At 55.0% G+C, this 24,871-nt stretch carries 25 protein-coding genes; 21 read left to right on the plus strand and 4 right to left on the minus strand.

Annotated features, from left to right (window positions below):
* The 3 genes from cysJ to RT340_RS11455 form a co-directional block, all read left to right on the plus strand.
* On the plus strand, nt 1-1,642 hold a 1,642-nt coding region (cysJ, locus tag RT340_RS11445; protein ID WP_313376064.1), incomplete at its 5' end, for an NADPH-dependent assimilatory sulfite reductase flavoprotein subunit.
* Entirely contained in the window at nt 1,642-3,366 is a 1,725-nt protein-coding gene (gene cysI, locus RT340_RS11450) for an assimilatory sulfite reductase (NADPH) hemoprotein subunit (protein ID WP_034823019.1), read from the plus strand. The genes cysJ and cysI, both read left to right, overlap by 1 nt.
* Nucleotides 3,363-4,097, plus strand: a complete 735-nt coding sequence (locus RT340_RS11455) for a phosphoadenylyl-sulfate reductase (protein WP_097117963.1) — start codon at nt 3,363-3,365, stop codon at nt 4,095-4,097. The genes cysI and RT340_RS11455 overlap by 4 nt, the downstream gene beginning before the upstream one ends.
* Before the next feature lie 100 nt (nt 4,098-4,197).
* Here RT340_RS11455 and RT340_RS11460 read toward each other — a convergent pair whose 3' ends face one another.
* Together RT340_RS11460 and RT340_RS11465 are read right to left on the minus strand one after the other, a co-directional pair.
* Nucleotides 4,198-4,482 carry a YciI family protein gene (locus RT340_RS11460; protein ID WP_038645154.1) on the minus strand — a complete coding sequence of 95 codons (285 nt, stop codon included), beginning with the start codon at nt 4,480-4,482 and terminating at the stop codon, nt 4,198-4,200.
* Nucleotides 4,483-4,491: 9 nt separating this feature from the next.
* Entirely contained in the window at nt 4,492-5,511 is a 1,020-nt protein-coding gene (locus RT340_RS11465) for an aminopeptidase (RefSeq protein ID WP_313376068.1), read from the minus strand.
* A 248-nt stretch (nt 5,512-5,759) separates the two neighbouring features.
* Between RT340_RS11465 and cysG the strand changes: the two genes are divergently transcribed.
* From cysG to rpoS, 13 genes are all read left to right on the plus strand, one after another.
* Nucleotides 5,760-7,175 (plus strand): siroheme synthase CysG, encoded by a 1,416-nt coding sequence (cysG, locus tag RT340_RS11470; protein ID WP_313376070.1) that lies wholly within the window; start codon nt 5,760-5,762, stop codon nt 7,173-7,175.
* A gap of 9 nt (nt 7,176-7,184) precedes the next feature.
* A complete protein-coding gene (gene cysD, locus RT340_RS11475) occupies nt 7,185-8,093 on the plus strand; it encodes a sulfate adenylyltransferase subunit CysD (RefSeq protein ID WP_034823008.1) in 909 nt (302 codons plus the stop codon).
* A gap of 10 nt (nt 8,094-8,103) precedes the next feature.
* Complete coding sequence (gene cysN, locus RT340_RS11480) at nt 8,104-9,531, plus strand: sulfate adenylyltransferase subunit CysN (protein ID WP_283215665.1); 1,428 nt, start codon at nt 8,104-8,106, stop codon at nt 9,529-9,531.
* Nucleotides 9,531-10,136 (plus strand): adenylyl-sulfate kinase, encoded by a 606-nt coding sequence (cysC, locus tag RT340_RS11485; protein WP_313376074.1) that lies wholly within the window; start codon nt 9,531-9,533, stop codon nt 10,134-10,136. The genes cysN and cysC overlap by 1 nt, the downstream gene beginning before the upstream one ends.
* Nucleotides 10,137-10,192: 56 nt before the next feature.
* Complete coding sequence (locus RT340_RS11490) at nt 10,193-10,513, plus strand: DUF3561 family protein (RefSeq protein WP_058961495.1); 321 nt, start codon at nt 10,193-10,195, stop codon at nt 10,511-10,513.
* A 172-nt stretch (nt 10,514-10,685) separates the two neighbouring features.
* Entirely contained in the window at nt 10,686-11,003 is a 318-nt protein-coding gene (gene ftsB, locus RT340_RS11495) for a cell division protein FtsB (RefSeq protein WP_007893240.1), read from the plus strand.
* Between the two features lie 3 nt (nt 11,004-11,006).
* On the plus strand, nt 11,007-11,723 hold the full coding sequence (ispD, locus tag RT340_RS11500; protein ID WP_058961494.1) for a 2-C-methyl-D-erythritol 4-phosphate cytidylyltransferase: 717 nt from the start codon (nt 11,007-11,009) through the stop codon (nt 11,721-11,723).
* Nucleotides 11,723-12,199 (plus strand): 2-C-methyl-D-erythritol 2,4-cyclodiphosphate synthase, encoded by a 477-nt coding sequence (gene ispF, locus RT340_RS11505; RefSeq protein ID WP_045816453.1) that lies wholly within the window; start codon nt 11,723-11,725, stop codon nt 12,197-12,199. Before ispD ends, ispF begins: the two co-directional genes overlap by 1 nt.
* Nucleotides 12,200-12,201: 2 nt before the next feature.
* Entirely contained in the window at nt 12,202-13,245 is a 1,044-nt protein-coding gene (gene truD / locus RT340_RS11510) for a tRNA pseudouridine(13) synthase TruD (RefSeq protein ID WP_313376077.1), read from the plus strand.
* Nucleotides 13,246-13,462: 217 nt separating this feature from the next.
* A complete protein-coding gene (surE, locus tag RT340_RS11515) occupies nt 13,463-14,224 on the plus strand; it encodes a 5'/3'-nucleotidase SurE (protein WP_160833128.1) in 762 nt (253 codons plus the stop codon).
* Nucleotides 14,218-14,844, plus strand: coding sequence for a protein-L-isoaspartate(D-aspartate) O-methyltransferase (locus tag RT340_RS11520; protein ID WP_097117957.1), 627 nt, complete (start codon nt 14,218-14,220; stop codon nt 14,842-14,844). The genes surE and RT340_RS11520 overlap by 7 nt, the downstream gene beginning before the upstream one ends.
* A 166-nt stretch (nt 14,845-15,010) precedes the next feature.
* Nucleotides 15,011-16,150: a murein hydrolase activator NlpD gene (gene nlpD, locus RT340_RS11525; RefSeq protein WP_313376080.1), complete on the plus strand. Its 1,140-nt coding sequence runs from the start codon at nt 15,011-15,013 to the stop codon at nt 16,148-16,150.
* A gap of 51 nt (nt 16,151-16,201) precedes the next feature.
* Nucleotides 16,202-17,194: an RNA polymerase sigma factor RpoS gene (rpoS, locus tag RT340_RS11530; protein WP_313376082.1), complete on the plus strand. Its 993-nt coding sequence runs from the start codon at nt 16,202-16,204 to the stop codon at nt 17,192-17,194.
* Between the two features lie 112 nt (nt 17,195-17,306).
* Here rpoS and mutS read toward each other — a convergent pair whose 3' ends face one another.
* Nucleotides 17,307-19,868 carry a DNA mismatch repair protein MutS gene (mutS, locus tag RT340_RS11535; protein ID WP_409566145.1) on the minus strand — a complete coding sequence of 854 codons (2,562 nt, stop codon included), beginning with the start codon at nt 19,866-19,868 and terminating at the stop codon, nt 17,307-17,309.
* Nucleotides 19,869-20,216: 348 nt separating this feature from the next.
* Between mutS and mltB the strand changes: the two genes are divergently transcribed.
* Together mltB and RT340_RS11545 are read left to right on the plus strand one after the other, a co-directional pair.
* Entirely contained in the window at nt 20,217-21,299 is a 1,083-nt protein-coding gene (gene mltB / locus RT340_RS11540) for a lytic murein transglycosylase B (RefSeq protein ID WP_034822196.1), read from the plus strand.
* A gap of 86 nt (nt 21,300-21,385) precedes the next feature.
* Nucleotides 21,386-21,721: a zinc ribbon domain-containing protein YjdM gene (locus tag RT340_RS11545; protein ID WP_034822198.1), complete on the plus strand. Its 336-nt coding sequence runs from the start codon at nt 21,386-21,388 to the stop codon at nt 21,719-21,721.
* A 35-nt stretch (nt 21,722-21,756) separates the two neighbouring features.
* Here the strand turns inward: RT340_RS11545 and RT340_RS11550 are convergent, their stop codons facing one another.
* Nucleotides 21,757-22,644, minus strand: coding sequence for a dihydrodipicolinate synthase family protein (locus RT340_RS11550; RefSeq protein ID WP_313376086.1), 888 nt, complete (start codon nt 22,642-22,644; stop codon nt 21,757-21,759).
* A gap of 167 nt (nt 22,645-22,811) precedes the next feature.
* Here RT340_RS11550 and tam point away from each other — a divergent pair, with 167 nt between their 5' ends.
* From tam to recA, 3 genes are all read left to right on the plus strand, one after another.
* Nucleotides 22,812-23,588: a trans-aconitate 2-methyltransferase gene (gene tam / locus RT340_RS11555; protein WP_211729257.1), complete on the plus strand. Its 777-nt coding sequence runs from the start codon at nt 22,812-22,814 to the stop codon at nt 23,586-23,588.
* 102 nt (nt 23,589-23,690) lie between these two features.
* Entirely contained in the window at nt 23,691-24,185 is a 495-nt protein-coding gene (pncC, locus tag RT340_RS11560) for a nicotinamide-nucleotide amidase (RefSeq protein ID WP_160868373.1), read from the plus strand.
* Between the two features lie 94 nt (nt 24,186-24,279).
* The coding region (recA, locus tag RT340_RS11565; protein ID WP_313376089.1) for a recombinase RecA at nt 24,280-24,871 on the plus strand (592 nt) is incomplete at its 3' end.

Below are 24,871 nucleotides of genomic sequence, written 5' to 3' on the forward strand. Positions count from 1 at the left end.
GGTGCAGGCCGAGGTGCCAACCATCACGCTGATTTCCGCGTCACAAACCGGTAATGCTCGTCGTCTGGCAGAACAGCTGCGCGATGATCTGCTGGCCGCCAAATTAAGCGTTAATCTGGTGAACGCCGGTGACTACAAGTTTAAGCAAATCGGTCAGGAGAAATTGCTGGTCGTGGTCACTTCGACGCAAGGTGAAGGTGAGCCACCGGAAGAAGCCGTGGCGCTGCACAAATTCCTGCTGTCGAAGAAGGCGCCGAAATTTGCGTCTGGCTCCGCGTTTGCGGTGTTCGGCCTCGGCGATACCTCTTACGAATTCTTCAGCAAAGCTGGTAAAGACTTTGATGAGCGTCTGGCGGAACTGGGCGCAGAACGTCTGCTGGATCGTGTTGATGCCGATGTGGAGTACAAAGAGCAGGCTACGGCCTGGCGTCAACAGTTGACCGAGATTCTAAAAGCACGCGTGCCGAGTGAATCCTCAGTGGCCGCGGCTGTGACGGCTTCTGGCGTGGTGAACGATATCCACAGCAGCCCTTACACCAAAGAAGCGCCGCTGACCGCCAGTTTTGCCGCTAATCAAAAAATCACCGGTCGTGATTCGGATAAAGATGTTCGCCATATCGAAATCGATCTGGGCGATTCTGGTCTGCGCTATCAGCCCGGCGATGCGCTGGGCGTGTGGTTTGAAAACGACGCGGAACTGGTACATGAACTGTTGCAACTGGTGTGGCTGAAGGGCGATGAGCCGGTTGATGTTAACGGTGAAAACCTGCCGCTCGCAGAAGCCTTGCAAAAGCATTATGAGTTGACGGTGAACACGCCGCAGATCGTTGAACAGTATGCTGCGCTGTCACGCAATGATGCGCTGCTGGCGCTGTCGGGTGATAAGCCGAAATTACAGAGCTATGCGCAGAGCTTCCCGATTGTCGATATGGTGCGTCAGGCACCGACTGAACTCAATGCAGAACAGCTCACTGGCCTGTTGCGTCCTTTAACACCGCGCCTCTATTCGATTGCTTCATCGCAAGCGGAAACGGATACCGAAGTACATATTACTGTCGGTGCGGTGCGTTATGAGATTGATGGTCGTCAGCGCGGCGGCGGTGCGTCAACCTGGCTGGCGGATCGCATCGAAGAAGACGGCGACATCCGCGTGTTTATCGAACACAACGACAACTTCCGCTTGCCGGCTAACCCGGAAACGCCAGTGATCATGGTCGGCCCAGGCACCGGTATCGCGCCGTTCCGCTCCTTTATGCAGCAGCGTGATAACGATGGCGCAGGCGGTAAAAACTGGCTGTTCTTTGGTAATCCGCACTTCACCGATGATTTCCTCTATCAGGTGGAATGGCAGAAATACGTCAAAGACGGCTTGCTGACCAACATTGATTTAGCGTGGTCACGTGACCAGGCTGAGAAAATATACGTACAAGATAAAATCCGCGCCAAAGGGGCGGAAGTGTGGCGCTGGATTGAAGAAGGCGCGCACCTTTACGTCTGCGGCGACGCTAATCGCATGGCGAAAGACGTTGAGCAGGCATTACTGGATGTGGTGGTCGAACACGGCGGCATGGATCGTGAAACGGCTGACGAATTTTTAAGTGAGCTGCGCATTGAGCGCCGTTATCAGCGAGACGTTTACTAATGAGCGAAAAACATCCTGGACCGCTGGTCGTTGAAGGCAAGCTGACCGACGCCGAGCGTCTGAAAAAACAGAGTAACTACCTGCGCGGCACCATTCTCGAGGATCTCGATGATGGCCTGACCGGCGGCTTCAGTGGCGATAATTTCCTGTTGATCCGTTTCCACGGCATGTACCAGCAGGACGACCGCGATATTCGTGCGGAGCGTGCGGCGCAGAAACTTGAGCCGCGCCACGCGATGATGCTGCGTTGCCGTCTGCCGGGCGGGATTATCACGCCAACGCAATGGCTGGCGATTGATAAGTTTGCGACCGATAAAACCATTTATGGCAGCATCCGTCTGACTAACCGTCAGACCTTCCAGTTCCACGGCATTCTGAAAAAGAACGTGAAGCCGACGCACCAAATGCTGCATGAAGTGGGTCTCGACGCGCTGGCCACCGCCAACGACGTGAACCGTAACGTGTTGTGCACTTCGAATCCAGTCGAGTCGGAACTGCATCAGGAAGCCTACGAGTGGGCGAAAAAGCTCTCCGAGCACCTGCTGCCGCAAACCCGCGCATACGCTGAGATTTGGTGGGATAAAGAGAAGGTTGCCACAACGGATAAAGAACCAATTCTGGGCGAAACCTATCTGCCGCGTAAGTTCAAAACTACCGTGGTGGTGCCACCGCATAACGATGTCGACCTGCATGCGAATGACCTGAACTTTATCGCCATTGCGGAGAACGGCAAGCTGATTGGCTTTAACCTGTTGGTTGGCGGTGGGTTGTCGATCGACCACGGTAATAAAGCGACTTATGCGCGTACTGCGAGTGAGTTTGGCTTCCTGCCGGTAGAGAAGATCCTTGATGTGGCGGCTGCGGTAGTAACTACGCAGCGTGACTGGGGTAACCGTACCGATCGTAAAAACGCCAAAACCAAATACACGCTGGAGCGTGTTGGCGTCGAAACCTTTAAAGCGGAAGTAGAAAAGCGTGCTGGCCTGACGTTTGAACCGATTCGTCCTTATGCGTTCACGACCCGTGGCGATCGCGTGGGCTGGGTGAAAGGCATTGATAAGAAATGGCACCTGACGCTGTTTATTGAAAACGGCCGTCTGCTGGATTATCCAGGCCGTCCGTTGAAACGCGGCATCGCTGAAATTGCCAAAATCCACCAAGGCGATTTCCGTCTCACCGCAAACCAGAATCTGATCGTGGCGGGCGTGCCGGAGAAGCAAAAAGCGCAGATCGAAGCTATCGCCCGTGAACACGGTTTGATGGAAGCGGTGACGCCACAGCGTGAAAACTCCATGGCCTGCGTGGCCTTCCCAACCTGCCCATTAGCGATGGCCGAGGCCGAGCGCTTCCTGCCTTCGTTTGTCACCAAGGTTGAAGAGATCATGCATAAGCACGGCGTCGGTGAAGAGCACATCGTGCTACGCGTTACCGGTTGCCCAAACGGCTGTGGCCGTGCTTTGCTGGCGGAGTTAGGTCTGGTGGGTAAAGCACCAGGCCGCTACAACTTACACATTGGCGGCAACCGCATGGGTACGCGCATTCCGCGTATGTACCGCGAGAACATCAACGAAGGCGAAATTCTGGCCAGCATCGATGAGCTGGTGGCGCGCTGGGCAACCGAGCGCCAGGCCGATGAAGGCTTCGGTGACTTCGTGATTCGCGCTGGCATCATCAAAGCCGTGGTGGATCCCGCCCGTGATTTTTGGGACTCGGAGGCAGTATGACGGTACTTGATCTCGCAGCACTGAATAGTGGCAGCAAAGTCGATCGCATCATGGCACTGGCCGAAAGCAACGTGCAACTGGAGAAACTCTCCGCTGAGCAACGCGTGAGCTGGGCGCTGGAAAACATGCCAGGCGCGTTTGTGCTGTCATCCAGCTTTGGTATTCAGGCGGCGGTTCTGCTGCATATGGTGACGCAGCAGAAACCGGATACGCCGGTGATCCTGACCGATACCGGCTATCTGTTCCCGGAAACTTATCGCTTTATTGATGAGCTGACCGAGAAGCTCAATCTCAATCTGCAAATCTTCCGTGCTGAGACCTCTCCAGCATGGCAGGAAGCGCGCTACGGCAAGCTGTGGGAGCAGGGCGTCGAGGGGATTGAGCAGTACAACCAAATCAACAAGGTCGAACCGATGAATCGCGCGCTGCAAACCCTGGGTGCGCAGACCTGGTTTGCGGGTCTACGCCGTGACCAGTCAGGCAGCCGCGCCAGTTTGCCTGTGCTGGCGGTACAGCGCGGTGTGTTCAAGATTCTGCCGATCATTGACTGGGATAACCGTCAGGTGCACCAGTACCTGAAACAACATGGCCTCAAGTATCATCCGCTGTGGGATGAGGGCTATTTGTCAGTGGGCGATACGCACACCACCAAAAAGTGGGAACCGGGCATGGCAGAAGAAGAGACACGCTTCTTTGGCCTGAAGCGCGAGTGTGGATTGCACGAAGGTTGATGCATCAATAAAAGGGTTGCGGCGTGATTTATCGCGCCTCCCTGCAGCGCCTCTAACGCTGACAGGTGCACGATAAATCGTGCCGCTTCCCAATTGTCCTTTAAATCCCTTTTAGCCCTTCAAACGCCTCCGCTGCACGCGTCACGTTCACTTTGGTCACGTCATAATGCGCCACCGCGACAAAGGGATCTTCCGCGAGGATAGTATCCAAACGGGCGCGATCCATCTCCTTCACCAGCACCATACCGCCAGTGCGCGGATCTTTACGGCCTGCGGCAATGAAGTCACCGCTGTCAAAGTAACGATCCAGCCACTCAATGTGCGGCGCCAGCAGCGCATCGGCTTCTTCTGCCGGTCGGAAATAGTTGAGATACACCACGTACATCGCAAATCCTTAAGTTGTTGGGTTAGCCAGCTCAGTGACCAGCGGCAGTAAGATCTTTACGCTATCACGCGTGCGTTGCGTAATCCGGCCCGGTAGCCAGCGATCCAGATAATTGAGGTTATCGCGGTCCGTCTGGTGGCGTACGTTGCCCTCCGGGAAGTGGCTGCTGTGCGCCCGCTGCTGCTGTCCATCTTTATTACCCAGCGCCCAGTTGGCGGCGGTGACATCCAGCAGCGGCATGCCGGCTTTATCAAACGGATTCACGCCCGGATAGTCGCGTGCCGTCAGCGTGTGGCTGGCGGCGGAAATACCGTAGCGATGCGCGAGCTGCACGGCGCGCGCGCTGGTCTGCTTGCGTACCGCTGAGGGCGTATTGGCACCACTGTTAAAATAGAGGTGATCGCCGACGATCAGACTGTTGAGATCAATCACCAGCAGCGTGTTCTTTTTCTCCTGCGCACTCATCCGCGACAGGTAGTCATCCATCCCTTGCAGCCCGGCTTCACCAGCGCTAAGCGCGACAAAACGCACACCGTAGTGCAGCGGGGTTTTACTCAACTGCTGAGCCAGCTCCAGCATTACGCCAAGGCCAGAAGCATTGTCATCGACGCCTTGTAAACGCAGGCCGCCCAGATTGTTATCCGCTTCATGACGGCTGAGTGGCGTCCAGGTGTCGAGATGCGTGACGATCAGGATCTCTTGCGGCACCGCGCCGGCCCGCGCGGCAATGACCGAGGTGGCGGATACCTTGCGCGGGCGCGTCTCACCCTTGCGCTCTATCCAGTTGTAGCTGGTATTGAACTGGCGGGTATTACTCTTGTAACCCAGCTCGGTGAATTGCTGTTGCAGATAATCGGCCGTCATCAGCTCAGCAGGGCTGCCGCTCATACGGCCAGGAAAATAGGTGGCGATGTGGCGCAGCTGCTGTTCGGCAAAATGCCCCGGCGCATAGGTTGCGGCTTGGGCAAAGAAAGGCAAACCGCCCGCGATCAGTGCAGCCAGCACGGTGCGGCGGAGGGTGGCAAACATAGTTAAGGTCCTTTTGTGACATCCCGTCAGGCTAAAAAAATTCTGGATTAGTATGAAACTGTGACCGCGATTGCACAATTTGAATTGCTCCGAAACACCAGCAATATCATTTGTTAAGCACAAATTGTTATCAGCAATCCTGGGGCGTTATTCCATTCGGTAACTACTAATGCCAATTCGTAATTTCATCTGCCAGAAGGCAGGGACGTATAGTCGCGTTAACTTATTGTAAAACTAGCAAGGTTAACGTGGATTATCTGCCTCTCTTTGCCGATCTCAAAAACCGTCCGGTGCTAGTTGTCGGCGGTGGTGAAATCGCGGCGCGTAAAATCGAACTGCTGCGACGTGCCGGTGCGCGCGTGCGGGTAGCTGCGCGCGACCTTGGCCATGAGTTACAGGCGCTGCTGGAAATCGACGCCATCGAGTGGATTGCACATCACTTCGATCCGGTTCAGCTGGATGGCGTCTTTTTAGTCATCGCTGCCACTGACGATAACGCGCTCAATGCGCAAGTCTTTGACGCCGCCAATGCCCGCCACAAGCTGGTCAACGTTGTCGACGATCAGCCCAAGTGCAGTTTTATCTTCCCCTCTATTGTCGACCGCTCCCCCTTGGTGGTGGCGATCTCCTCTAGTGGTACGGCGCCAGTGCTGGCCCGCTTATTACGTGAAAAAATTGAGTCGCTGTTACCTGCCAACCTCGGTCAGATGGCTGAAGTGGCAGGACAGTGGCGTGACAAAGTTAAACAGCGCTATCACAGCATGTCGGAACGTCGTCGTTTTTGGGAGCGGGCATTTAACGGTTTGTTCGCCAGCCAGATGTCAGCCGGTAACGTCAATGAGGCCCGCCGCACGCTGGATCGCGAGTTAGAGAACAGCAGCGACAATCAGGGTGAAATCACCCTGGTGGGTGCCGGTCCGGGTGACAGCGGTTTACTGACGCTGCGCGGCCTGCAGGTGATGCAGCTGGCGGATGTGGTGCTGTATGACCATCTGGTGAGTGACGAAGTGCTGGAGCTGGTGCGCCGTGATGCTGACCGCATCTGCGTCGGTAAACGTGCTGGAGCACACTCCGTATCCCAGGAAGAGACCAATGCGATGCTGGTCGAGCTGGCGCAGCAGGGTAAACGCGTGGTGCGTCTGAAAGGCGGCGATCCGTTCATCTTCGGTCGCGGCGGCGAAGAGCTGCAGGCGGCGAAAGCGGCGAGCATTCCTTTCCAGGTGGTGCCGGGCATTACTGCGGCAGCGGGAGCCACTGCTTATGCCGGGATTCCGTTAACCCATCGCGATCACGCGCAGAGCGTGCTGTTTGTTACCGGTCACTTACGCAGTGATAGCGCAGGTATTGACTGGCCGACGCTGGCGCGTGCGCGTCAGACCTTAGCGATTTATATGGGCACGTTGAAAGCGGCAGAAATTGCGGCAGGCCTTATCAAACATGGACGCGCGGCATCAACGCCGGTAGCCGTCATTGGCTGCGGCACGCGTCAGAATCAACAAGTGCTGACCGGTACCTTAGATCAGCTTGAGGCGCTGGCGGTTGCCGCGCCCACACCGGCCCTGATTGTGGTGGGTGAAGTGGTGAATTTGCACGGGCAATTAGCCTGGTTCCAACATTCGGCACAGCAGGGGGCTCGTGAGTCCGCCGTTGTCAATTTGGCTTGAGGAAAAATTATGGACCAAAATCGTCTTACTCATCTGCGCCAGCTGGAGGCAGAGAGTATCCATATCATCCGCGAGGTGGCGGCCGAGTTCAGCAATCCGGTGATGATGTACTCCATCGGTAAAGACTCCTCGGTAATGCTGCATCTGGCGCGTAAGGCCTTCTATCCTGGCACGCTGCCATTTCCGCTGCTGCACGTTGATACCGGCTGGAAATTCCGTGAAATGTACGAGTTTCGCGATCGCACCGTGAAAAACATGGGCGCGGAACTGCTGGTTCACCGCAACCCGGAAGGCGTGGCGATGGGCATCAATCCGTTTGTCCACGGTAGCGCCAAACACACCGACATCATGAAAACCGAGGGCCTGAAGCAGGCGCTGAATAAGTACGGGTTTGATGCCGCTTTCGGTGGTGCGCGTCGTGACGAAGAGAAGTCACGCGCCAAAGAGCGTATTTACTCGTTCCGTGACCGTTTCCATCGTTGGGATCCGAAAAATCAGCGTCCGGAGCTGTGGCACAACTACAACGGCCAGATTAACAAAGGCGAAAGCATCCGCGTCTTCCCGCTCTCCAACTGGACCGAGCTGGATATCTGGCAGTACATCTTCCTGGAAAACATCGAGATCGTTCCGCTGTACCTTGCGGCACCGCGTCCGGTGCTGGAGCGTGATGGCATGCTGATGATGATTGATGACGATCGCATTGATCTGCAGCCTGGCGAAGTGATCAAACAGCGTATGGTGCGTTTCCGTACCCTCGGCTGCTGGCCGCTGACCGGTGCGGTGGAATCCGAAGCGCAAACGCTGCCGGAAATTATCGAAGAGATGCTGGTCTCCACCACCAGTGAACGCCAGGGCCGTGTGATTGACCGCGACCAGGCCGGTTCGATGGAAATGAAGAAACGTCAGGGTTATTTCTAAGGAGACGCAGATGAACACCGTAATTGCACAACAGATTGCCGATCAGGGCGGTGTAGAAGCCTGGCTGACCGCGCAACAACACAAAAGCCTGCTGCGTTTCCTGACCTGCGGTAGCGTCGACGACGGCAAAAGTACGCTGATTGGTCGCCTGCTGCACGATACCCGTCAGATTTATGAAGATCAGCTCTCTTCGCTGCACAACGACAGTAAGCGTCATGGCACCCAGGGCGAGAAACTCGATCTGGCGCTGCTGGTGGATGGCTTGCAGGCCGAGCGTGAGCAGGGCATCACCATCGACGTGGCATATCGCTACTTCTCCACCGAGAAGCGCAAATTTATCATCGCCGACACGCCGGGACACGAGCAGTACACCCGTAACATGGCGACCGGTGCATCCACTTGTGATCTGGCGATTCTGCTGATCGATGCGCGTAAAGGCGTGCTGGATCAGACGCGTCGTCACAGCTTTATCTCTACGCTGCTGGGTATCAAACACCTGGTGGTCGCCATCAACAAGATGGATCTGGTGGAGTATAAACAGGAGACGTTTGAACAGATCAAACAGTCTTACCTCGATTTTGCTGGCCAGCTCCCTGAAGATCTGGATATTCGCTTTGTGCCGATGTCGGCGCTGGAAGGCGATAACGTGGCGACGCCAAGTGTGACCATGCCATGGTACAGCGGCCCTACGCTGCTCGACGTGCTGGAAACCGTGGAGCTGAACCGCGTGGTGGATCATCAGCCGATGCGCTTCCCGGTGCAGTATGTGAACCGTCCAAACCTCGATTTCCGTGGTTATGCCGGTACGCTGGCCTCCGGTACGGTGCAGGTCGGACAGCGCGTGAAAGTATTGCCTTCAGGCGTCGAGTCTTCGGTTTCACGTATCGTCACTTTCGATGGCGATCTGCAGGAAGCAGCAGCGGGTGAAGCGATTACGCTGGTGCTGAAAGATGAGATCGACATCAGCCGTGGCGACCTACTGGTCGATGCCGCTGCAGAATTGCAGGCAGTGCAATCTGCCACCGTGGATGTGGTGTGGATGGCAGAACAGCCACTGCAGCCGGGTCAGAGCTATGAAGTGAAGATCGCCGGTAAGAAAGCGCGTGGCCGCGTGGAAAAGATCATTCATCAGGTGGAGATCAACACGCTGGAGAAACGTGCGGTGGAAAGTCTGCCACTGAACGGTATCGGCTTGGTCGAGATCACGTTTGATGAGCCGATGGTACTGGATGCCTATCAGCAGAACCCGGTGACCGGTGGCATGATCTTTATCGATCGTCTGAGCAATGTCACAGTCGGTGCGGGAATGATCAATCAGCCACTGAGTGATGTGCGTGGGCAGGCTGGCCAGTTCAGTGAATTCGAACTGGAGTTGAATGCGCTGGTGCGTCGTCACTTCCCTCACTGGAATGCGCGCGACCTGCTGGGTGGCAAGTAATGGCACAACACGACGAAAACGTGGTGTGGCACGATCATCCGGTAACGCGTGAAGAGCGGGAACTGCAGCACGGCCATCAGGGCGTGGTGCTGTGGTTTACCGGGCTATCAGGCTCGGGTAAATCCACCGTAGCGGGTGCACTGGAGCAAGCGCTGCATCGCGCAGGCGTCAGCACCTATCTGCTGGATGGCGATAACGTGCGTCACGGCCTGTGCCGTGACCTCGGCTTCAGCGATGACGATCGCAAAGAGAACATCCGGCGCGTGGGAGAAGTGGCGAAACTGATGGTGGATGCCGGTTTAGTGGTATTAACTGCCTTTATTTCGCCGCATCGCACGGAGCGTCAGATGGTGCGTGATTTGCTCGGCACCGGGCAATTTGTCGAAGTGTTTGTCGATACGCCGCTGGCCGTGTGTGAAGCGCGTGACCCCAAAGATTTGTATAAAAAAGCGCGTGCCGGTGAGCTGCATAATTTTACCGGTATCGACAGTGTTTATGAGGCGCCAGACGCGCCGGAAATTCACTTAGATGGCGAACAATTAGTTACAAACTTGACCGCCCAATTGTTAGACCTCCTGCGTCACCGCGATATCATCAGATCCTGAACCGACAGCGGCAAATCTCGATTGGTTTGCCGCTTTTTAGCGTCAACAGGATCTCTATGCAGAACGTTACCCCCATGCTGGCACGCAAAGATGAACGCACCCCGGATGAGTCCCGCTCATCACTGCCGGGCGGCGTGATTGGCTTTCTCTCGTACTGGTGCGCGCTGGCGATTCCGTTCATGCTCTACGGTTCCAACACGCTATTCTTCTTCCTCTACACCTGGCCGTTCTTTTTGGCGCTGCTACCGGTATCGGTGCTGATTGGTATTGTACTGAGCTTAATGATTCGCGGACGCCTGTTCTGGAGTGGGGTGATCACCGCTATCGTGGTGGTGTGCCTGTTCTGGCTGCTGTTCTCATTTCTCTCGGGTTGGTAGTCCGATCCTGATGTGCAAACGCATCGGCAGGTTACAAAACTTTACCTGCCGTCCCGCTTTTAGCCTTGCCGTTTTTTTGTACAGACAATCGTCTGCTGCTGGCATTTTCGCTGTCGCTGTGGAGTCCTGTGCGAAGTTATGGGATGATTAGGCCGTTTTTCAGGGGGCGGGGATGGGAAAACTGACGTTACTGTTGCTCGTGCTGCTGGGATGGCTCCAATATTCCTTGTGGCTGGGTAAGAACGGTATTCATGACTATACGCGCGTCAATGAAGACGTCGCGTCGCAACAGGCGAATAACGCCAAACTCAAAGCACGTAACGATCAGTTGTTTGCCGAAATTGATGACCTCAATGGCGGTTCAGAAGCAATTGAGGAACGTGCACGTAATGAACTGGGTATGATTAAGCCCGGTGAGACTTTCTATCGTCTGGTGCCAGACCAGAATAAACGTAACGCGCAACAAGCTGCGCAAAATCAACAACGATAAACCATGAACAACCTCTCTTCCCTTGCGGATGTGATTGCCGTGGTGCCTGCCGCAGGCGTGGGCAGCCGTATGCAGGCTGCCTGCCCAAAACAGTATCTGACCATTGGTCAATTTACCCTTCTTGAACACAGCGTTGCGCGCTTGCTGGCTCATCCAGCCGTTAAACAAGTGATCGTGCCTATCAGTCCTGATGATGGCTGGTTTGATTCGCTGCCACTGGCGCAGGATTCACGCGTACTGCGCGTGACAGGTGGCGACACGCGTGCTGAGTCGGTGCTGGCAGGTTTGCAGGCGATTAAGCATAGCGAATGGGTACTGGTGCACGATGCCGCGCGGCCATGCTTGCACCCGGATGATCTGGCACGCCTGCTGGCAGTTCGTGAGCACAGCAAAGTGGGTGCGATTCTGGCGGCACCGGTGCGTGATACCATGAAGCGTGCTGAACCTCGCAAAACGGCGATTGCGCATACCGTTGAACGCGAAGATCTCTGGCACGCACTCACGCCACAATTTTTCCCGCATCAACTGCTGACGGCGTGTTTAACGCGTGCACTCCATGAAGGCGCTACCATTACCGATGAAGCGTCGGCGCTGGAATACTGCGGCTATCATCCAGAGCTCGTCAGCGGACGCAGCGACAATATTAAGGTGACGCGGCCAGAAGACCTGGCGCTGGCGGCCTTCTATCTCACCCAGATTCAGTTAAAGGAGAGCGCATGATGCGTATCGGTCACGGTTTTGACGTTCACGCTTTTGGCGGCGAAGGTCCGTTAGTGATTGGCGGGGTGCGTATTCCCTTCGAACACGGTTTTATTGCCCATTCAGATGGCGATGTGGCACTGCATGCATTAACGGATGCGCTGCTGGGCGCGGTGGCGATGGGCGATATCGGCAAGCTATTCCCGGACACCGATCCCGCCTTCAAAGGGGCGGACAGCCGTGGCTTGCTGCGTGAAGCCTGGCGTCGTATTCAGCAGAAAGGTTATCGCATTGGTAATGTCGACGTGACCATCATCGCGCAAGCGCCGAAAATGCTGCCGCATGTGCCGCAGATGCGCGTCAACATCGCTGAAGATCTCGGTTGCCATATGGATGATGTCAACGTCAAAGCGACCACGACTGAGAAGCTTGGCTTTACCGGCCGTGGCGAAGGCATTGCCTGTGAAGCCGTGGCGCTGCTGGTGAAGGCCGATTAAGTATGAGTGAACTGCTTTACCTGCACGGCGTTCCGAGCGCCACCGGCGTGATCAAGGCCAATCCCGAAGATTTCGTGGTGATTGAAGACCTCGGCTATCCCTATGATGGCGAAGGCGAGCAGGTGCTGGTGCGCATCCGCAAGATAGGCTGCAATACACGCTTTGTCGCCGAAGCTATCGCGAAATTCCTCGGCGTGCATCAACGTGATATGAGCTATGCCGGGATGAAAGACCGCCATGCGGTGACTGAGCAGACGCTGTGTTTCCGCGTGCCGGGTAACGCGATGCCGAATTTGGCCGGTTTCCAGCTGGAAGGCGTGGAAATTCTGCAGGTGATCCGCCATAAGCGCAAATTGCGCACTGGCGCGCTGGCAGGTAATGCGTTCCGTTTGGTTGTGCGTCAGATTTCGGATCGCGCAGAAGTGGAAGCGCGCTTGCAGCAAATCCAGCAAAACGGCGTGCCTAACTACTTTGGTGAACAACGCTTTGGCCGCGGCGGCAATAACCTGACGCAGGCAAAATTGTGGGCAGAAGATAAGTTCCGCCCGCGCGATCGCAGCATGAAAGGTATTTTGCTGTCTGCTGCGCGCAGCCAACTGTTTAATCAGGTCACCAGTGCGCGTTTGCGGCGTGATGGCGTGTTGGATCAGGTACAAGCGGGTGATGCACTGCAGCTGGCCGGTCGCGGCAGTTGGTTTGTGGCGCAGGCGGAAGAGCTGGCGGAATTGCAGCAGCGTGTGAATCATCATGAACTGCGCATCACCGCGCCGCTTGCCGGGCGAGGTGATCTGGGCCCCCAGGGGGACGCGCTGGCCTTTGAGCAGGCTAATCTGGCACCTGCTGCGGATTTGCTGGCGCTGCTGGAGCGTGAGCGCGTTGATGCGGCACGCCGCGCCATGCTGGTGGTGCCAAAAGATCTGCGCTGGAACTGGTGGGATGACGTCACGCTAGAGATGCAGTTCTGGCTGCCAGCCGGGAGTTTCGCCACCAGCGTGGTGCGCGAACTGCTGAGTAACGGTGCCGCTGCGCCTATCAGCGATGAATAACCCCACTTTACCCGGCCTCAACGCCGGGTAAATATCTGCTCCGGCTGCATAATGTTGCGGCAAACGCCGGAAGTTCCGTGATTTACGCCTACCACTTCCCGCGCCTCACCGCTAGAATGCAAACATCTTCGTCTCGCCAAATCCTGTTTTTGCGGCACCCCAACAGCGGATGCCAGGCGAGTTGAGGACCCGTTGAATGAACAAAGGTCAGGAACAGATGCGGATATTGCTCAGCAACGACGATGGAATTCATGCCCCCGGCATTCAGACGCTGGCTCGCGCACTGCGTGAGTTTGCGGAGGTGCAGGTTGTCGCGCCCGATCGCAATCGAAGTGGCGCATCAAATTCTCTGACGTTAGAAACCCCGCTGCGTACTTTTACCCATGAGAATGGTGACATCGCTGTACAGATGGGCACGCCGACGGATTGCGTGTTTCTTGGGGTTAACAAACTGATGCAGCCGCGTCCGGACATTGTGGTTTCAGGCATCAACGCTGGCCCCAATCTGGGTGATGACGTGATCTACTCTGGCACCGTGGCTGCCGCGATGGAAGGGCGCCATCTTGGACTGCCCGCGCTGGCGGTTTCACTCAACGGTCATCAACACTATGCCACCGCTGCGGCAGTGACCTGCGCGCTGCTGCGTGCGTTGTCCCGCGCACCGCTGCGCACCGGGCGTATCCTGAACATCAATGTGCCTGATTTACCGCTAGCGGAAATCAAAGGTTTCCGTGTGACGCGTTGTGGCAGCCGCCATCCGGCCGATCAGGTGATTTGCACGGAAGATCCGCGCGGCCATACCCTGTACTGGATTGGCCCGCCGGGGGACAAACTGGATGCGGGCCCCGACACCGATTTCGCTGCGGTAGATGCAGGTTACGTGTCGCTGACGGCATTGCATGTCGATCTTACGGCACATGCGGCGCAGGAAGTATTAAGCGACTGGTTGATCGAGGCTGAGGTAAATCTCGCATGGTGAACCGGCGCATCGAAACGCTGTTAGAGCAACTGCGTGCGCAGGGTATTCACGATGAGCACCTGTTAAAAGCCATCGCTGATGTCCCGCGTGAACGCTTTATCGATGAGGCGTTTGAGCATAAAGCCTGGGAAAACGTTGCGCTGCCGATTGGCAGTGGGCAGACGATTTCACAGCCCTACATGGTAGCGCGGATGACCGCGTTACTTGAACTGAGCCCGGAATCGCGCGTGCTGGAAATCGGCACCGGTTCGGGCTATCAGACCGCTATTCTGGCCCATCTGGTCAATCACGTTTATTCCGTTGAACGCATTAAAGGGCTGCAATGGCAGGCAAAGCGTCGCCTGAAACAACTCGACCTGCACAATATTTCGACTCGTCATGGTGACGGTTGGCAAGGCTGGGCCGCACGTGGCCCGTTTGATGCCATCATTGTCACCGCTGCACCCCCTGAAATTCCGACTGCGCTGATAGCGCAATTAGGTGAGGGTGGCAAAATGGTGCTGCCAGTCGGCGAAGATCAGCAGGTTTTAAAGCGTTTACGTCGTCAGGGTGGTGAATTAATTGAAGAAATCATCGAACCCGTCCGCTTTGTGCCGTTAGTTCAGGGCGATCTGGCCTGAGCCATTGCTACGTAAATCTTCACAACTGTTACATGGCATGGCGCAGTTGATATTGTTACTATCCTTGTTAATCAATGTGAAAGACCGTATTCCGCCTGTTGCGCAGTGAATCATGCGGTCACAACCACGACACAGTTACATCCAGGATTGCCATAACGGGGGATCAATGAGCACGGGAAGCACAGTATTTCAATTACGCCGTTTGGCGGCACTCTCACTGGTAGGTTTTTGGCTGGCGGGCTGTAGCTCAGGCGACAACACGCAAGCTCCGATTAGCCAGATTGGCGGCGGTGGCGACAGCGGTATGATGTCCTCTGGCGGCGGCATGACCTCCTCACCGAGCAGCGGTGGCATGCTCTCATCGCAGAACAGTACCGTACCAGCCATGCCACACGGCGGAATGTTAAGCGGCGGTACACCATCAGCTGCACCCTACGGGGGAATGGTTAGTGGCAATAATAATGTTGTCACGCAAAATGGTCGTATCGTGTACAACCGTAATTATGGGAATATTCCTAAAGGTAGTTACGGTGGTGAGACTTACACCGTTAAACGTGGAGATACCCTGTTCTACATTGCCTGGATTACCGGCAATGACTTCCGCGATCTGGCGCAACGCAATAACGTCCCGGCCCCGTATGGCCTGGAAGCGGGGCAAGTCCTGCAGGTTGGCAACGGTAATGGCCAGACCATCACCGGTGGCAATGCGATAACCGCAGCGGATGCGACACAGGGCGGCGTGCCGGTGGCATCCAACCAAACGCAAATTAAATCGGCCCCTGTTGCACAGCAACCTGTTATTACGTATTCTGATGATTCGGGTTCGACAGGCGGTAAAATGCTGCCGTCGAAAGGGGCAAATAATGTGGCAACGACCACAGCTCCGGTTACCGTACCGCCTACAGTCAGCAGCACGACTAACAGCACAACCCCAGTGGGAAGCTGGCGTTGGCCGACTGATGGGAAGATCATCGATAACTTCTCCGCTGCGGAAGGCGGAAACAAAGGGATCGATATCGCCGGTTCGCGTGGACAACCTGTTGTCGCCACTGCTTCAGGAAGGGTGGTATACGCAGGCAACGCGCTCCGTGGGTACGGTAATTTAATCATCATCAAACACAATGATGATTATCTGAGTGCTTACGCCCATAACGATTCCATGCTGGTCCGGGAACAACAGGAAGTTAAGGCGGGGCAAAAAATCGCTACCATGGGTAGTACCGGAACCAGTTCGGTTAGATTACATTTTGAAATTCGTTACAAGGGGAAATCCGTAAACCCGTTGCGTTATTTACCGCAGCGATAATCCGGCAGAACCTTAGGTGTTCTGCCCTTGGATCACGGGTAGGAGCCGCTTATGAGCCAGAATACGCTGAAAGTTAACGAGTTACATGAAGATGCGGAATTCGAGGAGAACGGAGCTGAGGTTTTTGATGAGAAGGCTCTCGTTGAGAACGAACCTGGTGATAACGAAGTAGCTGAAGAAGAGCTGTTGTCACAGGGTGCGACGCAACGCGTTTTGGATGCGACGCAGCTTTACCTTGGTGAGATTGGTTACTCTCCACTACTGACAGCGGAAGAAGAAGTGTTCTTCGCTCGTCGTGCACTACGTGGTGACATTCCTTCTCGCCGCCGCATGATTGAAAGTAATTTACGCCTGGTGGTGAAAATTGCCCGTCGTTATAGCAATCGTGGTCTGGCACTGCTGGATCTGATTGAAGAGGGTAATCTCGGCCTGATTCGTGCCGTGGAGAAGTTTGACCCAGAACGTGGGTTCCGTTTCTCAACCTATGCCACCTGGTGGATTCGTCAGACTATTGAACGGGCGATCATGAATCAAACCCGTACTATTCGTCTGCCGATCCACATCGTTAAAGAGTTGAATGTTTATCTGCGTACCGCGCGCGAACTTTCGCATAAGCTTGACCATGAGCCGAGTGCTGAAGAGATTGCCGAGCAGTTAGACAAGCCGGTTGATGATGTAAGCCGTATGCTGCGTCTCAACGAGCGTATTACCTCGGTTGACACACCGCTGGGTGGAGATTCCGAAAAAGCGCTGCTGGATATCCTGGCCGATGAAAAAGACAACGGCCCGGAAGACACCACGCAGGACGATGATATGAAACAAAGCATCGTTAAGTGGTTGTTTGAATTGAATGCCAAGCAGCGTGAAGTGCTGGCGCGTCGTTTCGGCCTGTTAGGCTATGAAGCGGCAACGCTGGAAGATGTGGGCCGTGAGATCGGGTTGACCCGTGAGCGCGTCCGTCAGATTCAGGTTGAAGGTCTGCGCCGTCTGCGTGAAATCCTGCAGACTCAGGGCCTCAACATTGAAGCACTGTTTCGCGAATAAGCCGTAATCGGCAATAAAAAACGGTGACCCTTGGGTCACCGTTTTTTTATGTGCGTTATCAGGCCGTTACGCTAATGAGCGACGTCATTACCCGCCGCTCATTAAAATTGAACTAGACCAATGTTTTAAGGCGGTAAATCCACTCCAGCGCCTGTTTTGGCGTGAGACTATCAGGGTCCAACGCTTCCAGTGCGTCTACGGCTGGCGATGTTTCTGCCACCAGCAGCTGCATTTGCGATCCTTCTACAGTGGATGCCGCAGAACTGCCGGAGAGCGCTTCCAGCTCTTTCAGCTTGTTGCGCGCACGTTTGATCACGTCCTTCGGCACACCCGCTAATGCAGCAACTGCTAAACCATAGCTTTTGCTGGCTGCACCATCTTGTACGCTGTGCATAAATGCAATGGTATCGCCATGCTCCATGGCATCAAGATGCACATTCACTACGCCTTCCATTTTTTCCGGCAGGGTCGTAAGTTCGAAGTAGTGGGTTGCAAACAGTGTCATCGCTTTGATGCGGTTTGCCAGGCTCTCCGCACAAGCCCATGCCAGCGACAGCCCATCGTAGGTCGATGTGCCGCGACCGATTTCATCCATCAACACCAGGCTGTTCTCCGTGGCGTTGTGCAAGATATTGGCCGTTTCGGTCATTTCAACCATAAAGGTTGAGCGCCCTGAAGCCAGGTCATCAGCCGCACCGACACGAGTGAAAATGCGATCGATAGGACCAATCACGGTTTCTTCGGCTGGCACATAGCTGCCAATCCACGCCATTAGCGCAATCAACGCAGTCTGACGCATGTAGGTACTTTTACCGCCCATATTCGGACCGGTGATGATCAACATGCGGCGCTGATTTGACAGCGATAGCGGGTTAGCAATAAACGGTTCTTTCAGAACCTGCTCCACGACAGGGTGGCGACCCGCGGTGATGCGGATACCGGCTTTTTCCTGCAGTACCGGGCGGCAGTAATTCAGTGTCCAGGCGCGTTCTGCCAGGTTAGCCAACACATCCAGTTCAGCCAGCGCCGCGGCACTGATCTGCAGTGCTTCAAGATGTGGCAGCAACTGATCGAGTAACGCTTCGTACAGGCCTTTTTCCAGCGCTAGCGCTTTGCCTTTTGAGGTCAGTACCTTGTCTTCATACTCTTTCAATTCAGGAATGATGTAGCGCTCGGCGTTCTTCAGCGTCTGACGGCGTACATAGTGAATCGGCACCAGGTGGCTTTGGCCGCGGCTGACCTGAATGTAGTAACCATGAATTGCGTTAAAACCCACCTTTAAAGTATCCAGCCCTAGCTTCTCTCGTTCGCGAATTTCCAGGCGGTCGAGATAATCAGTGGCACCGTCGGCCAGCGCACGCCATTCATCTAATTCAGCGTTATAGCCGGGCGCAATCACACCCCCGTCACGCACCAGCACGGGAGGGGATTCAATGACGGCTAGTTCCAGCAGCTCGCGTAGTTCAGTAAATTCACCCATCTGCGAACGCAGATTGACCAGTTGAGTCGCCTCGACACCTTCCAGCTGATGGTTTAATTCCGGCAACTGCTGGAAGGCATGCCGCATGCGAGCTAAATCACGCGGGCGCGCGGTGCGCAGTGCCAGACGCGCCAGGATGCGTTCCAAATCGCCCACCTGGCGCAGTACTGGCTGTAATGCTTCACTCAGAGATTGCAGTTCGGCAATCGATTCCTGGCGACGACTGATGGTGGTGACATCGCGCAGCGGCATATGCAGCCAGCGCTTCAGCATACGGCTGCCCATCGGGGTAACGGTTTTATCCAACACTGCCGCCAGGGTATTTTCGGTGCCCCCGGCCAGGTTTTGCGTGATTTCCAGGTTGCGGCGAGTGGCCGCATCCATGATGACGCTGTCCTGCTGGCGCTCCATACTTAACGAGCGAATATGTGGCAGGGAGGTGCGTTGGGTATCCTTAACATATTGAAGCAGACAACCCGCAGCGCGTAGCGCCAGATGAGCCTGTTCAACACCAAAGCCGCTAAGATCACGCGTGCCGAATTGCAGGTTTAACTGCTGGCGTGCGGTGTCGATTTCATATTCCCATAGCGGACGACGGCGCAGACCACGACGCTGATCGATCAGCGCCATGGCCTGGAAATCTTCGGGATAGAGCAGTTCAGCAGGATTAGTGCGTTGGAGTTCTGCCGCCATGGTCTCCTGGTCGACAGGTTCGCTCAGGCGAAAACGCCCCGAGCTGATATCGAGGGTGGCATAACCAAACCCGCGCTGGCTCTGGAAGATGGCCGCCAGTAAGTTGTCCTGACGCTCCTGCAGCAGCGCTTCATCACTGATGGTGCCTGGTGTCACAATGCGCACGACTTTACGCTCAACCGGTCCTTTGCTCAGTGCCGGGTCGCCAATCTGTTCGCAGATCGCCACGGATTCACCGAGCTGGACCAGTTTTGCCAGATAACCTTCAACAGCATGATAGGGCACGCCCGCCATCGGGATGGGTTCACCCGCTGACGCGCCGCGTTTCGTGAGTGAAATCTCCAGCAGTTGTGAGGCTCGCCTGGCGTCGTCGTAGAACAGCTCGTAAAAATCGCCCATGCGATAAAACAGCAGGATTTCGGGATGGTCAGCCTTCAGGCGCAGGTATTGCTGCATCATGGGCGTGTGGCCAGTAAAGTCCATTTGCGCTGCTCCTTTCATCTCGTTTTCGCTCAAAATTCACTCGTTCAATCATGGCTGCCCGATATGAGCAGGCCAGTGTGGTGCGTTATCTCACAGACGGATAACCAAGGCGCAGATATTAACATTTTGCCCTGCGCGCATCATCCGGCTGCAATGGATTCTGGCTGCCGACCTTAACAAATTGCGATAAGCAGTAAAAAGTAAAATTGGGCGATAAAGATAAAGTGTGGAGCTGTTCCGCAAATTTTCGCTGCAACCCACTGAAACCAGGGAATAGCGGCGTAAATTTAAGATATTGCTCTGTATCCCGCTTTGATGAACGATTACCATGTTGGCTTCCGGTTTCATCTGGCTTATGGATATCTAATGCGTTTTAAGGTTGCTTTTCTTCCACTTATCGCCTTGCTTGCTGCCTGCAGCAGTAAGCCTGCAACCCAGCAGCAAACCGCCGTTGTGCCTGCACCAAAAGGTGGTTTTTTACTGGAACCTTCACACGCCGTTCAGCCGATGTTTGGTGATTTCGCAGGGAATCCAGCGGCTGAGCAGTTTATTGATCAAATGGTGGCAAAACACGGTTTTAACCGTGATCAACTGCACGCCGTGATTGGCCAGGCGAAGCGTCTTGATTACGTGCTGCGCCTGATGGATCAACAAGCACCAAGCTACACGCCTCCGACGGGGCCAAACGGCGCCTGGATCCGCTACCGTAATAAATTCATCACGCCAGATAATGTGCAAAATGGTGTGGCGTTCTGGGATCAATATCAGGACGCGCTGCAACGCGCTCAGCAGGTTTATGGTGTGCCGCCGGAGATCATTGTCGGAATCATTGGTGTGGAAACACGCTGGGGTCGGGTGATGGGCAAAACGCGTCTGCTGGATGCGCTGGCCACCTTATCCTTTAGCTATCCTCGTCGCGCGGCCTACTTCAGCGGCGAACTGGAAACCTTCCTGCTGATGGCGCGCACTGAACAGGATGATCCGCTGGATCTGCGCGGTTCCTTTGCGGGTGCAATGGGGTACGGCCAGTTTATGCCGTCTTCCTATAAAGAGTATGCGGTCGACTTCAATGGTGATGGCCACATTAACCTGTGGGATCCTGTGGATGCGATTGGTAGCGTAGCAAATTACTTTAAAGAGCACGGCTGGCGGGCAGGGCAGAATGTTGCCGTACCGGCAAGCGGGCAGGCTCCTGCACTGGAAAATGGGTTTAAAACGCTTTATCCGGTGAATACGCTGATGGCGAGTGGCCTGACGCCGCAAGGATCGCTGGATGGTAATAACCAGGCGAGTCTGCTGCGCCTTGATCTTGGCACCAGTTATCAATATTGGTATGGCCTGCCTAACTTCTATGTCATCACGCGTTATAACCACAGCACACACTATGCCATGGCGGTATGGCAATTGGGTCAGGCAGTGGCGAAAGCGCGTCAGGGCAACATGCTTTAATGCTGTCCTTATAAAGAGTGAGGGTATAAGATGGCGCCCCTTTTGCGGTGCCATCTTCACCGCCTTTCGACTTCTGAGGAATGCTCATGACAACATTACCTGCTTGCCCTGTGTGCCAGGCTGATTATACCTGGCAGGATGGTGAGAACCTGAACTGCCCATCTTGTGGCCATATCTGGTCACCGAGTGCTGATGCAGCATCGGATGGTTTGGTGGTGCGGGATGCCAATGGCAATCTGCTGGCTGATGGGGACAGCGTTACCGTAGTCAAAGATCTCAAGGTGAAAGGCAGTTCTTCAACCCTGAAGATTGGCACCAAAGTGAAAAGCATTCGTCTGGTTGAAGGCGACCACAACATTGATTGCAAAATCGATGGTTTTGGCCCGATGAAACTCAAATCTGAGTTTGTTAAAAAGAACTGAGAACGGGACGGCTGCCCGGCCGTCCCTTAATGTGATCACATCAGCAAACGATCCAGCTCTGCGCACTGCTCAACCGTGAGTTCACCGCCATAATTACGTGAATGGCTGCTCATAGAATCATATTTGCGCGCCACTGCGGTTTTGATGGTCGTGACAAAGTCATCGCCGATGGTGTAAATCGCCATCAGCTTACCAATACGCTGTTGAATTTGTGCCAACTGCGCTAACTCTCCCGCTCGCCATGCGTGCATCGCCTCGGCAAACAACTCCGGCACTATGTTGTTTAAGCCGGAAATCACCCCGGCACCGCCGGCCAGCAAATTAGGCAGAAGATATTCGTCATACCCTGAAAGCACGGTGAAATCAGGGCGTACCTTTTGGGTTTCTTCAATCAGGGCCCGATTGTGTGACAGGCAATCCATGGTGTCTTTAATGCCGATAAACTGCGGCAGTTCAGCGGCTAATTCTGCTACCAATGCCGGCGTTAAATCGCAACCGGTACGCGCCGGAAAGTTGTAGGCAAACCACTTGCCGCCTAACTGTTTATCCAGTGCTTTAAAGTAGCTCAACAGCTGTTTCTGCGTTTGCCCATAGTAGTAGGGCGGCAAAACCATCACGGCGTCATAACCGTTTTGCCAGGCGGCTTCAGCGAGCTGCAACATGTCGGGAACGCAGGTACTCGAGATATTCGCGACCATGGTCAGTGGCGAAAGCTGACGAGCTTCGCGAATCAGCATCAGCCGTTCCTGTTGGGTCAGCGAAGCAAACTCCCCGATACTGCCCATCAGCAACAGCGTATCAATCCCCGAGGCGTTCAGGCGCGCAAAGTGGCGGCCCAGCGCATCAATGTCGAGCTTATTATCTTGATCGAAAGGGGTAAGTGAAGGACACCAGACGCCGGTTAATTCAGGTTGTGAAGCCATAACGCGATCCTCGTTTTTTAAAAATGAAACATTGTTTTAACTTAGTGCTCGTGACTGACATTAACCAGTGACAGAGGGTAAAAAGGTGAGACATCGCACTTTTCTCTTCGCTTAGCGATTGAGAAAACAGGTAGTGTGATGCTCTTCAGCCAGACAGGAGCGTTGCCATGCAAGACTGGAATCCACAGCTGTATCGTCAATTTGAATCGGAACGCACGCGCCCTGCGCGTGAACTGTTAGAACGTATTCCTCTTACCGACGTGCATTTCGCGACTGACCTCGGATGCGGTCCCGGCAACAGCACTGAGCTGCTGGCGCAAGCGTGGCCAGGCGCGGTGATTACAGGCATCGATAGCTCTGCAGCCATGCTGGAACAAGCGCAAGAGCGGTTACCTGCCTGCACTTTTCTGCAGGCGGATATTCGTACCTGGCAGGCGAGCCAGCCACAGCAGGTCATCTATGCGAATGCTTCGCTGCAGTGGTTAACCGATCACTACACGCTGCTGCCGCATTTGGTTGAACAGCTGGATATCGGTGGCGCTCTGGCGATACAGATGCCGGACAATCTTGAAGAAGCCTCTCACAGCTTGATGCGTAAGGTTGCGTCTAGTGAACGCTGGCAGGCACATATCTCGCCACAGGCCGCGGATCGCAAACGCCTGCTGAGCACGGAACAATATTATGATTTGCTGAGTGATGCTGGCTGTCAGGTGGACATCTGGCGTACCACGTACTATCACCCGATGGCCGATGCGCAGGCCATCATTACCTGGCTCCGTGCCACGGGCTTGCGTCCTTTCCTCGCTGGATTGACCGAACAGCAACAAGCGGATTTTCTGCATGACTATCATCAGGCATTAATGCCGGCTTATCCCCCACGCACCAACGGCCAGGTTTTGTTAGCTTTCCCACGCTTATTCATGGTGGCAGTGAGAACGCGTTAAAATTGCTGGAAGCGGTTGCGCAAATTGGTGCGGCAGAGGTTGAAAAGGGTGCTCTGTTGCACCATTTATGGCTAACGCGCAGCGCCAAAACAGGAGAAGGCGATGAACGACCAACAGTTGCAGCAGCTCAGCCAGCGTATTGGCGAACAGCTGAAGAAACGCGAGGCAACGGTGACCGCGGCGGAATCTTGCACCGGTGGCTGGATCGCCAAAGTGTTTACCGATATCAGTGGCAGCTCTGCCTGGTTTGAGCGGGGTTTCGTGACCTACAGCAACGAAGCCAAACAGCAGATGGTGGGCGTGCAGGCAGCGACTCTGGCGCAGTATGGCGCGGTCAGTGAGCAAACTGTGCGTGAGATGGCTCAAGGTGCCTGCAATGCCGCCGGCGCCGAGTTTGGCATTGCTGTGAGCGGGATTGCGGGGCCAGATGGTGGTTCGGCAGAAAAGCCAGTGGGTACAGTGTGGTTTGCCATTGCCGGACCTGGCGATCGTGTTCTGGCGCAGCGGCAGATCTTTGCCGGAGACCGTGACGCGGTGCGTCGGCAATCCGTCAGCTGGGCGCTGCAAACACTGCTTGATGAATTTCTGACAAATTAAACTTGATACTGTATGGTCATACAGTATAATTACCGGCAACAGAACGAGCAGGCACACAATGATGTCGGCTTACCCAGCATGATTAGGAGTGGAAATGGCGATTGACGAGAACAAACAGAAAGCTTTAGCTGCCGCGCTGGGCCAGATTGAGAAACAATTTGGCAAAGGCTCGATCATGCGCCTGGGTGAAGACCGCTCAATGGACGTAGAAACCATCTCAACCGGTTCACTGTCACTGGATATCGCGTTGGGTGCTGGTGGCTTGCCGATGGGGCGTATCGTTGAGATCTACGGACCAGAATCTTCCGGTAAAACCACGCTGACGCTGCAGGTGATTGCCGCTGCACAGCGTAAAGGTAAAACCTGTGCCTTTATCGATGCTGAACATGCGCTTGATCCGGTGTATGCCAAAAAACTCGGCGTTGATATCGACAATCTGCTGTGTTCGCAGCCGGACACCGGTGAACAAGCGCTGGAGATTTGTGATGCGTTAGCTCGCTCCGGTGCCGTTGATGTGATCATCGTGGACTCCGTTGCGGCACTGACGCCGAAAGCGGAAATCGAAGGTGAAATCGGTGATTCGCACATGGGGCTGGCCGCACGTATGATGAGCCAGGCGATGCGTAAGTTAGCGGGTAACCTGAAGCAGTCCAACACGCTGCTGATCTTTATCAACCAGATTCGTA

It is taken from the genome of Pantoea sp. CTOTU50773, from assembly GCF_032082325.1.
Lineage (GTDB): Bacteria > Pseudomonadota > Gammaproteobacteria > Enterobacterales > Enterobacteriaceae > Pantoea > Pantoea communis.

What these genes read in the sequence shown, in the direction of transcription:
- cysC (WP_313376074.1), top strand. Translation starts at nt 9,531, where the DNA reads ATGGCACAACACGACGAAAACGTGGTGTGGCACGATCATCCGGTAACG.
- RT340_RS11520 (WP_097117957.1), top strand. Translation starts at nt 14,218, where the DNA reads ATGGTGAACCGGCGCATCGAAACGCTGTTAGAGCAACTGCGTGCGCAG.
- RT340_RS11490 (WP_058961495.1), top strand. Translation starts at nt 10,193, where the DNA reads ATGCAGAACGTTACCCCCATGCTGGCACGCAAAGATGAACGCACCCCG.
- ftsB (WP_007893240.1), top strand. Translation starts at nt 10,686, where the DNA reads ATGGGAAAACTGACGTTACTGTTGCTCGTGCTGCTGGGATGGCTCCAA.
- cysN (WP_283215665.1), top strand. Translation starts at nt 8,104, where the DNA reads ATGAACACCGTAATTGCACAACAGATTGCCGATCAGGGCGGTGTAGAA.
- cysI (WP_034823019.1), top strand. Translation starts at nt 1,642, where the DNA reads ATGAGCGAAAAACATCCTGGACCGCTGGTCGTTGAAGGCAAGCTGACC.
- RT340_RS11460 (WP_038645154.1), bottom strand. Translation starts at nt 4,482, where the DNA reads ATGTACGTGGTGTATCTCAACTATTTCCGACCGGCAGAAGAAGCCGAT.
- rpoS (WP_313376082.1), top strand. Translation starts at nt 16,202, where the DNA reads ATGAGCCAGAATACGCTGAAAGTTAACGAGTTACATGAAGATGCGGAA.
- cysD (WP_034823008.1), top strand. Translation starts at nt 7,185, where the DNA reads ATGGACCAAAATCGTCTTACTCATCTGCGCCAGCTGGAGGCAGAGAGT.
- pncC (WP_160868373.1), top strand. Translation starts at nt 23,691, where the DNA reads ATGAACGACCAACAGTTGCAGCAGCTCAGCCAGCGTATTGGCGAACAG.
- surE (WP_160833128.1), top strand. Translation starts at nt 13,463, where the DNA reads ATGCGGATATTGCTCAGCAACGACGATGGAATTCATGCCCCCGGCATT.
- RT340_RS11550 (WP_313376086.1), bottom strand. Translation starts at nt 22,644, where the DNA reads ATGGCTTCACAACCTGAATTAACCGGCGTCTGGTGTCCTTCACTTACC.
- RT340_RS11455 (WP_097117963.1), top strand. Translation starts at nt 3,363, where the DNA reads ATGACGGTACTTGATCTCGCAGCACTGAATAGTGGCAGCAAAGTCGAT.
- nlpD (WP_313376080.1), top strand. Translation starts at nt 15,011, where the DNA reads ATGAGCACGGGAAGCACAGTATTTCAATTACGCCGTTTGGCGGCACTC.
- ispD (WP_058961494.1), top strand. Translation starts at nt 11,007, where the DNA reads ATGAACAACCTCTCTTCCCTTGCGGATGTGATTGCCGTGGTGCCTGCC.
- truD (WP_313376077.1), top strand. Translation starts at nt 12,202, where the DNA reads ATGAGTGAACTGCTTTACCTGCACGGCGTTCCGAGCGCCACCGGCGTG.
- RT340_RS11465 (WP_313376068.1), bottom strand. Translation starts at nt 5,511, where the DNA reads ATGTTTGCCACCCTCCGCCGCACCGTGCTGGCTGCACTGATCGCGGGC.
- tam (WP_211729257.1), top strand. Translation starts at nt 22,812, where the DNA reads ATGCAAGACTGGAATCCACAGCTGTATCGTCAATTTGAATCGGAACGC.
- RT340_RS11545 (WP_034822198.1), top strand. Translation starts at nt 21,386, where the DNA reads ATGACAACATTACCTGCTTGCCCTGTGTGCCAGGCTGATTATACCTGG.
- ispF (WP_045816453.1), top strand. Translation starts at nt 11,723, where the DNA reads ATGCGTATCGGTCACGGTTTTGACGTTCACGCTTTTGGCGGCGAAGGT.
- mutS (WP_409566145.1), bottom strand. Translation starts at nt 19,868, where the DNA reads ATGAAAGGAGCAGCGCAAATGGACTTTACTGGCCACACGCCCATGATG.
- mltB (WP_034822196.1), top strand. Translation starts at nt 20,217, where the DNA reads ATGCGTTTTAAGGTTGCTTTTCTTCCACTTATCGCCTTGCTTGCTGCC.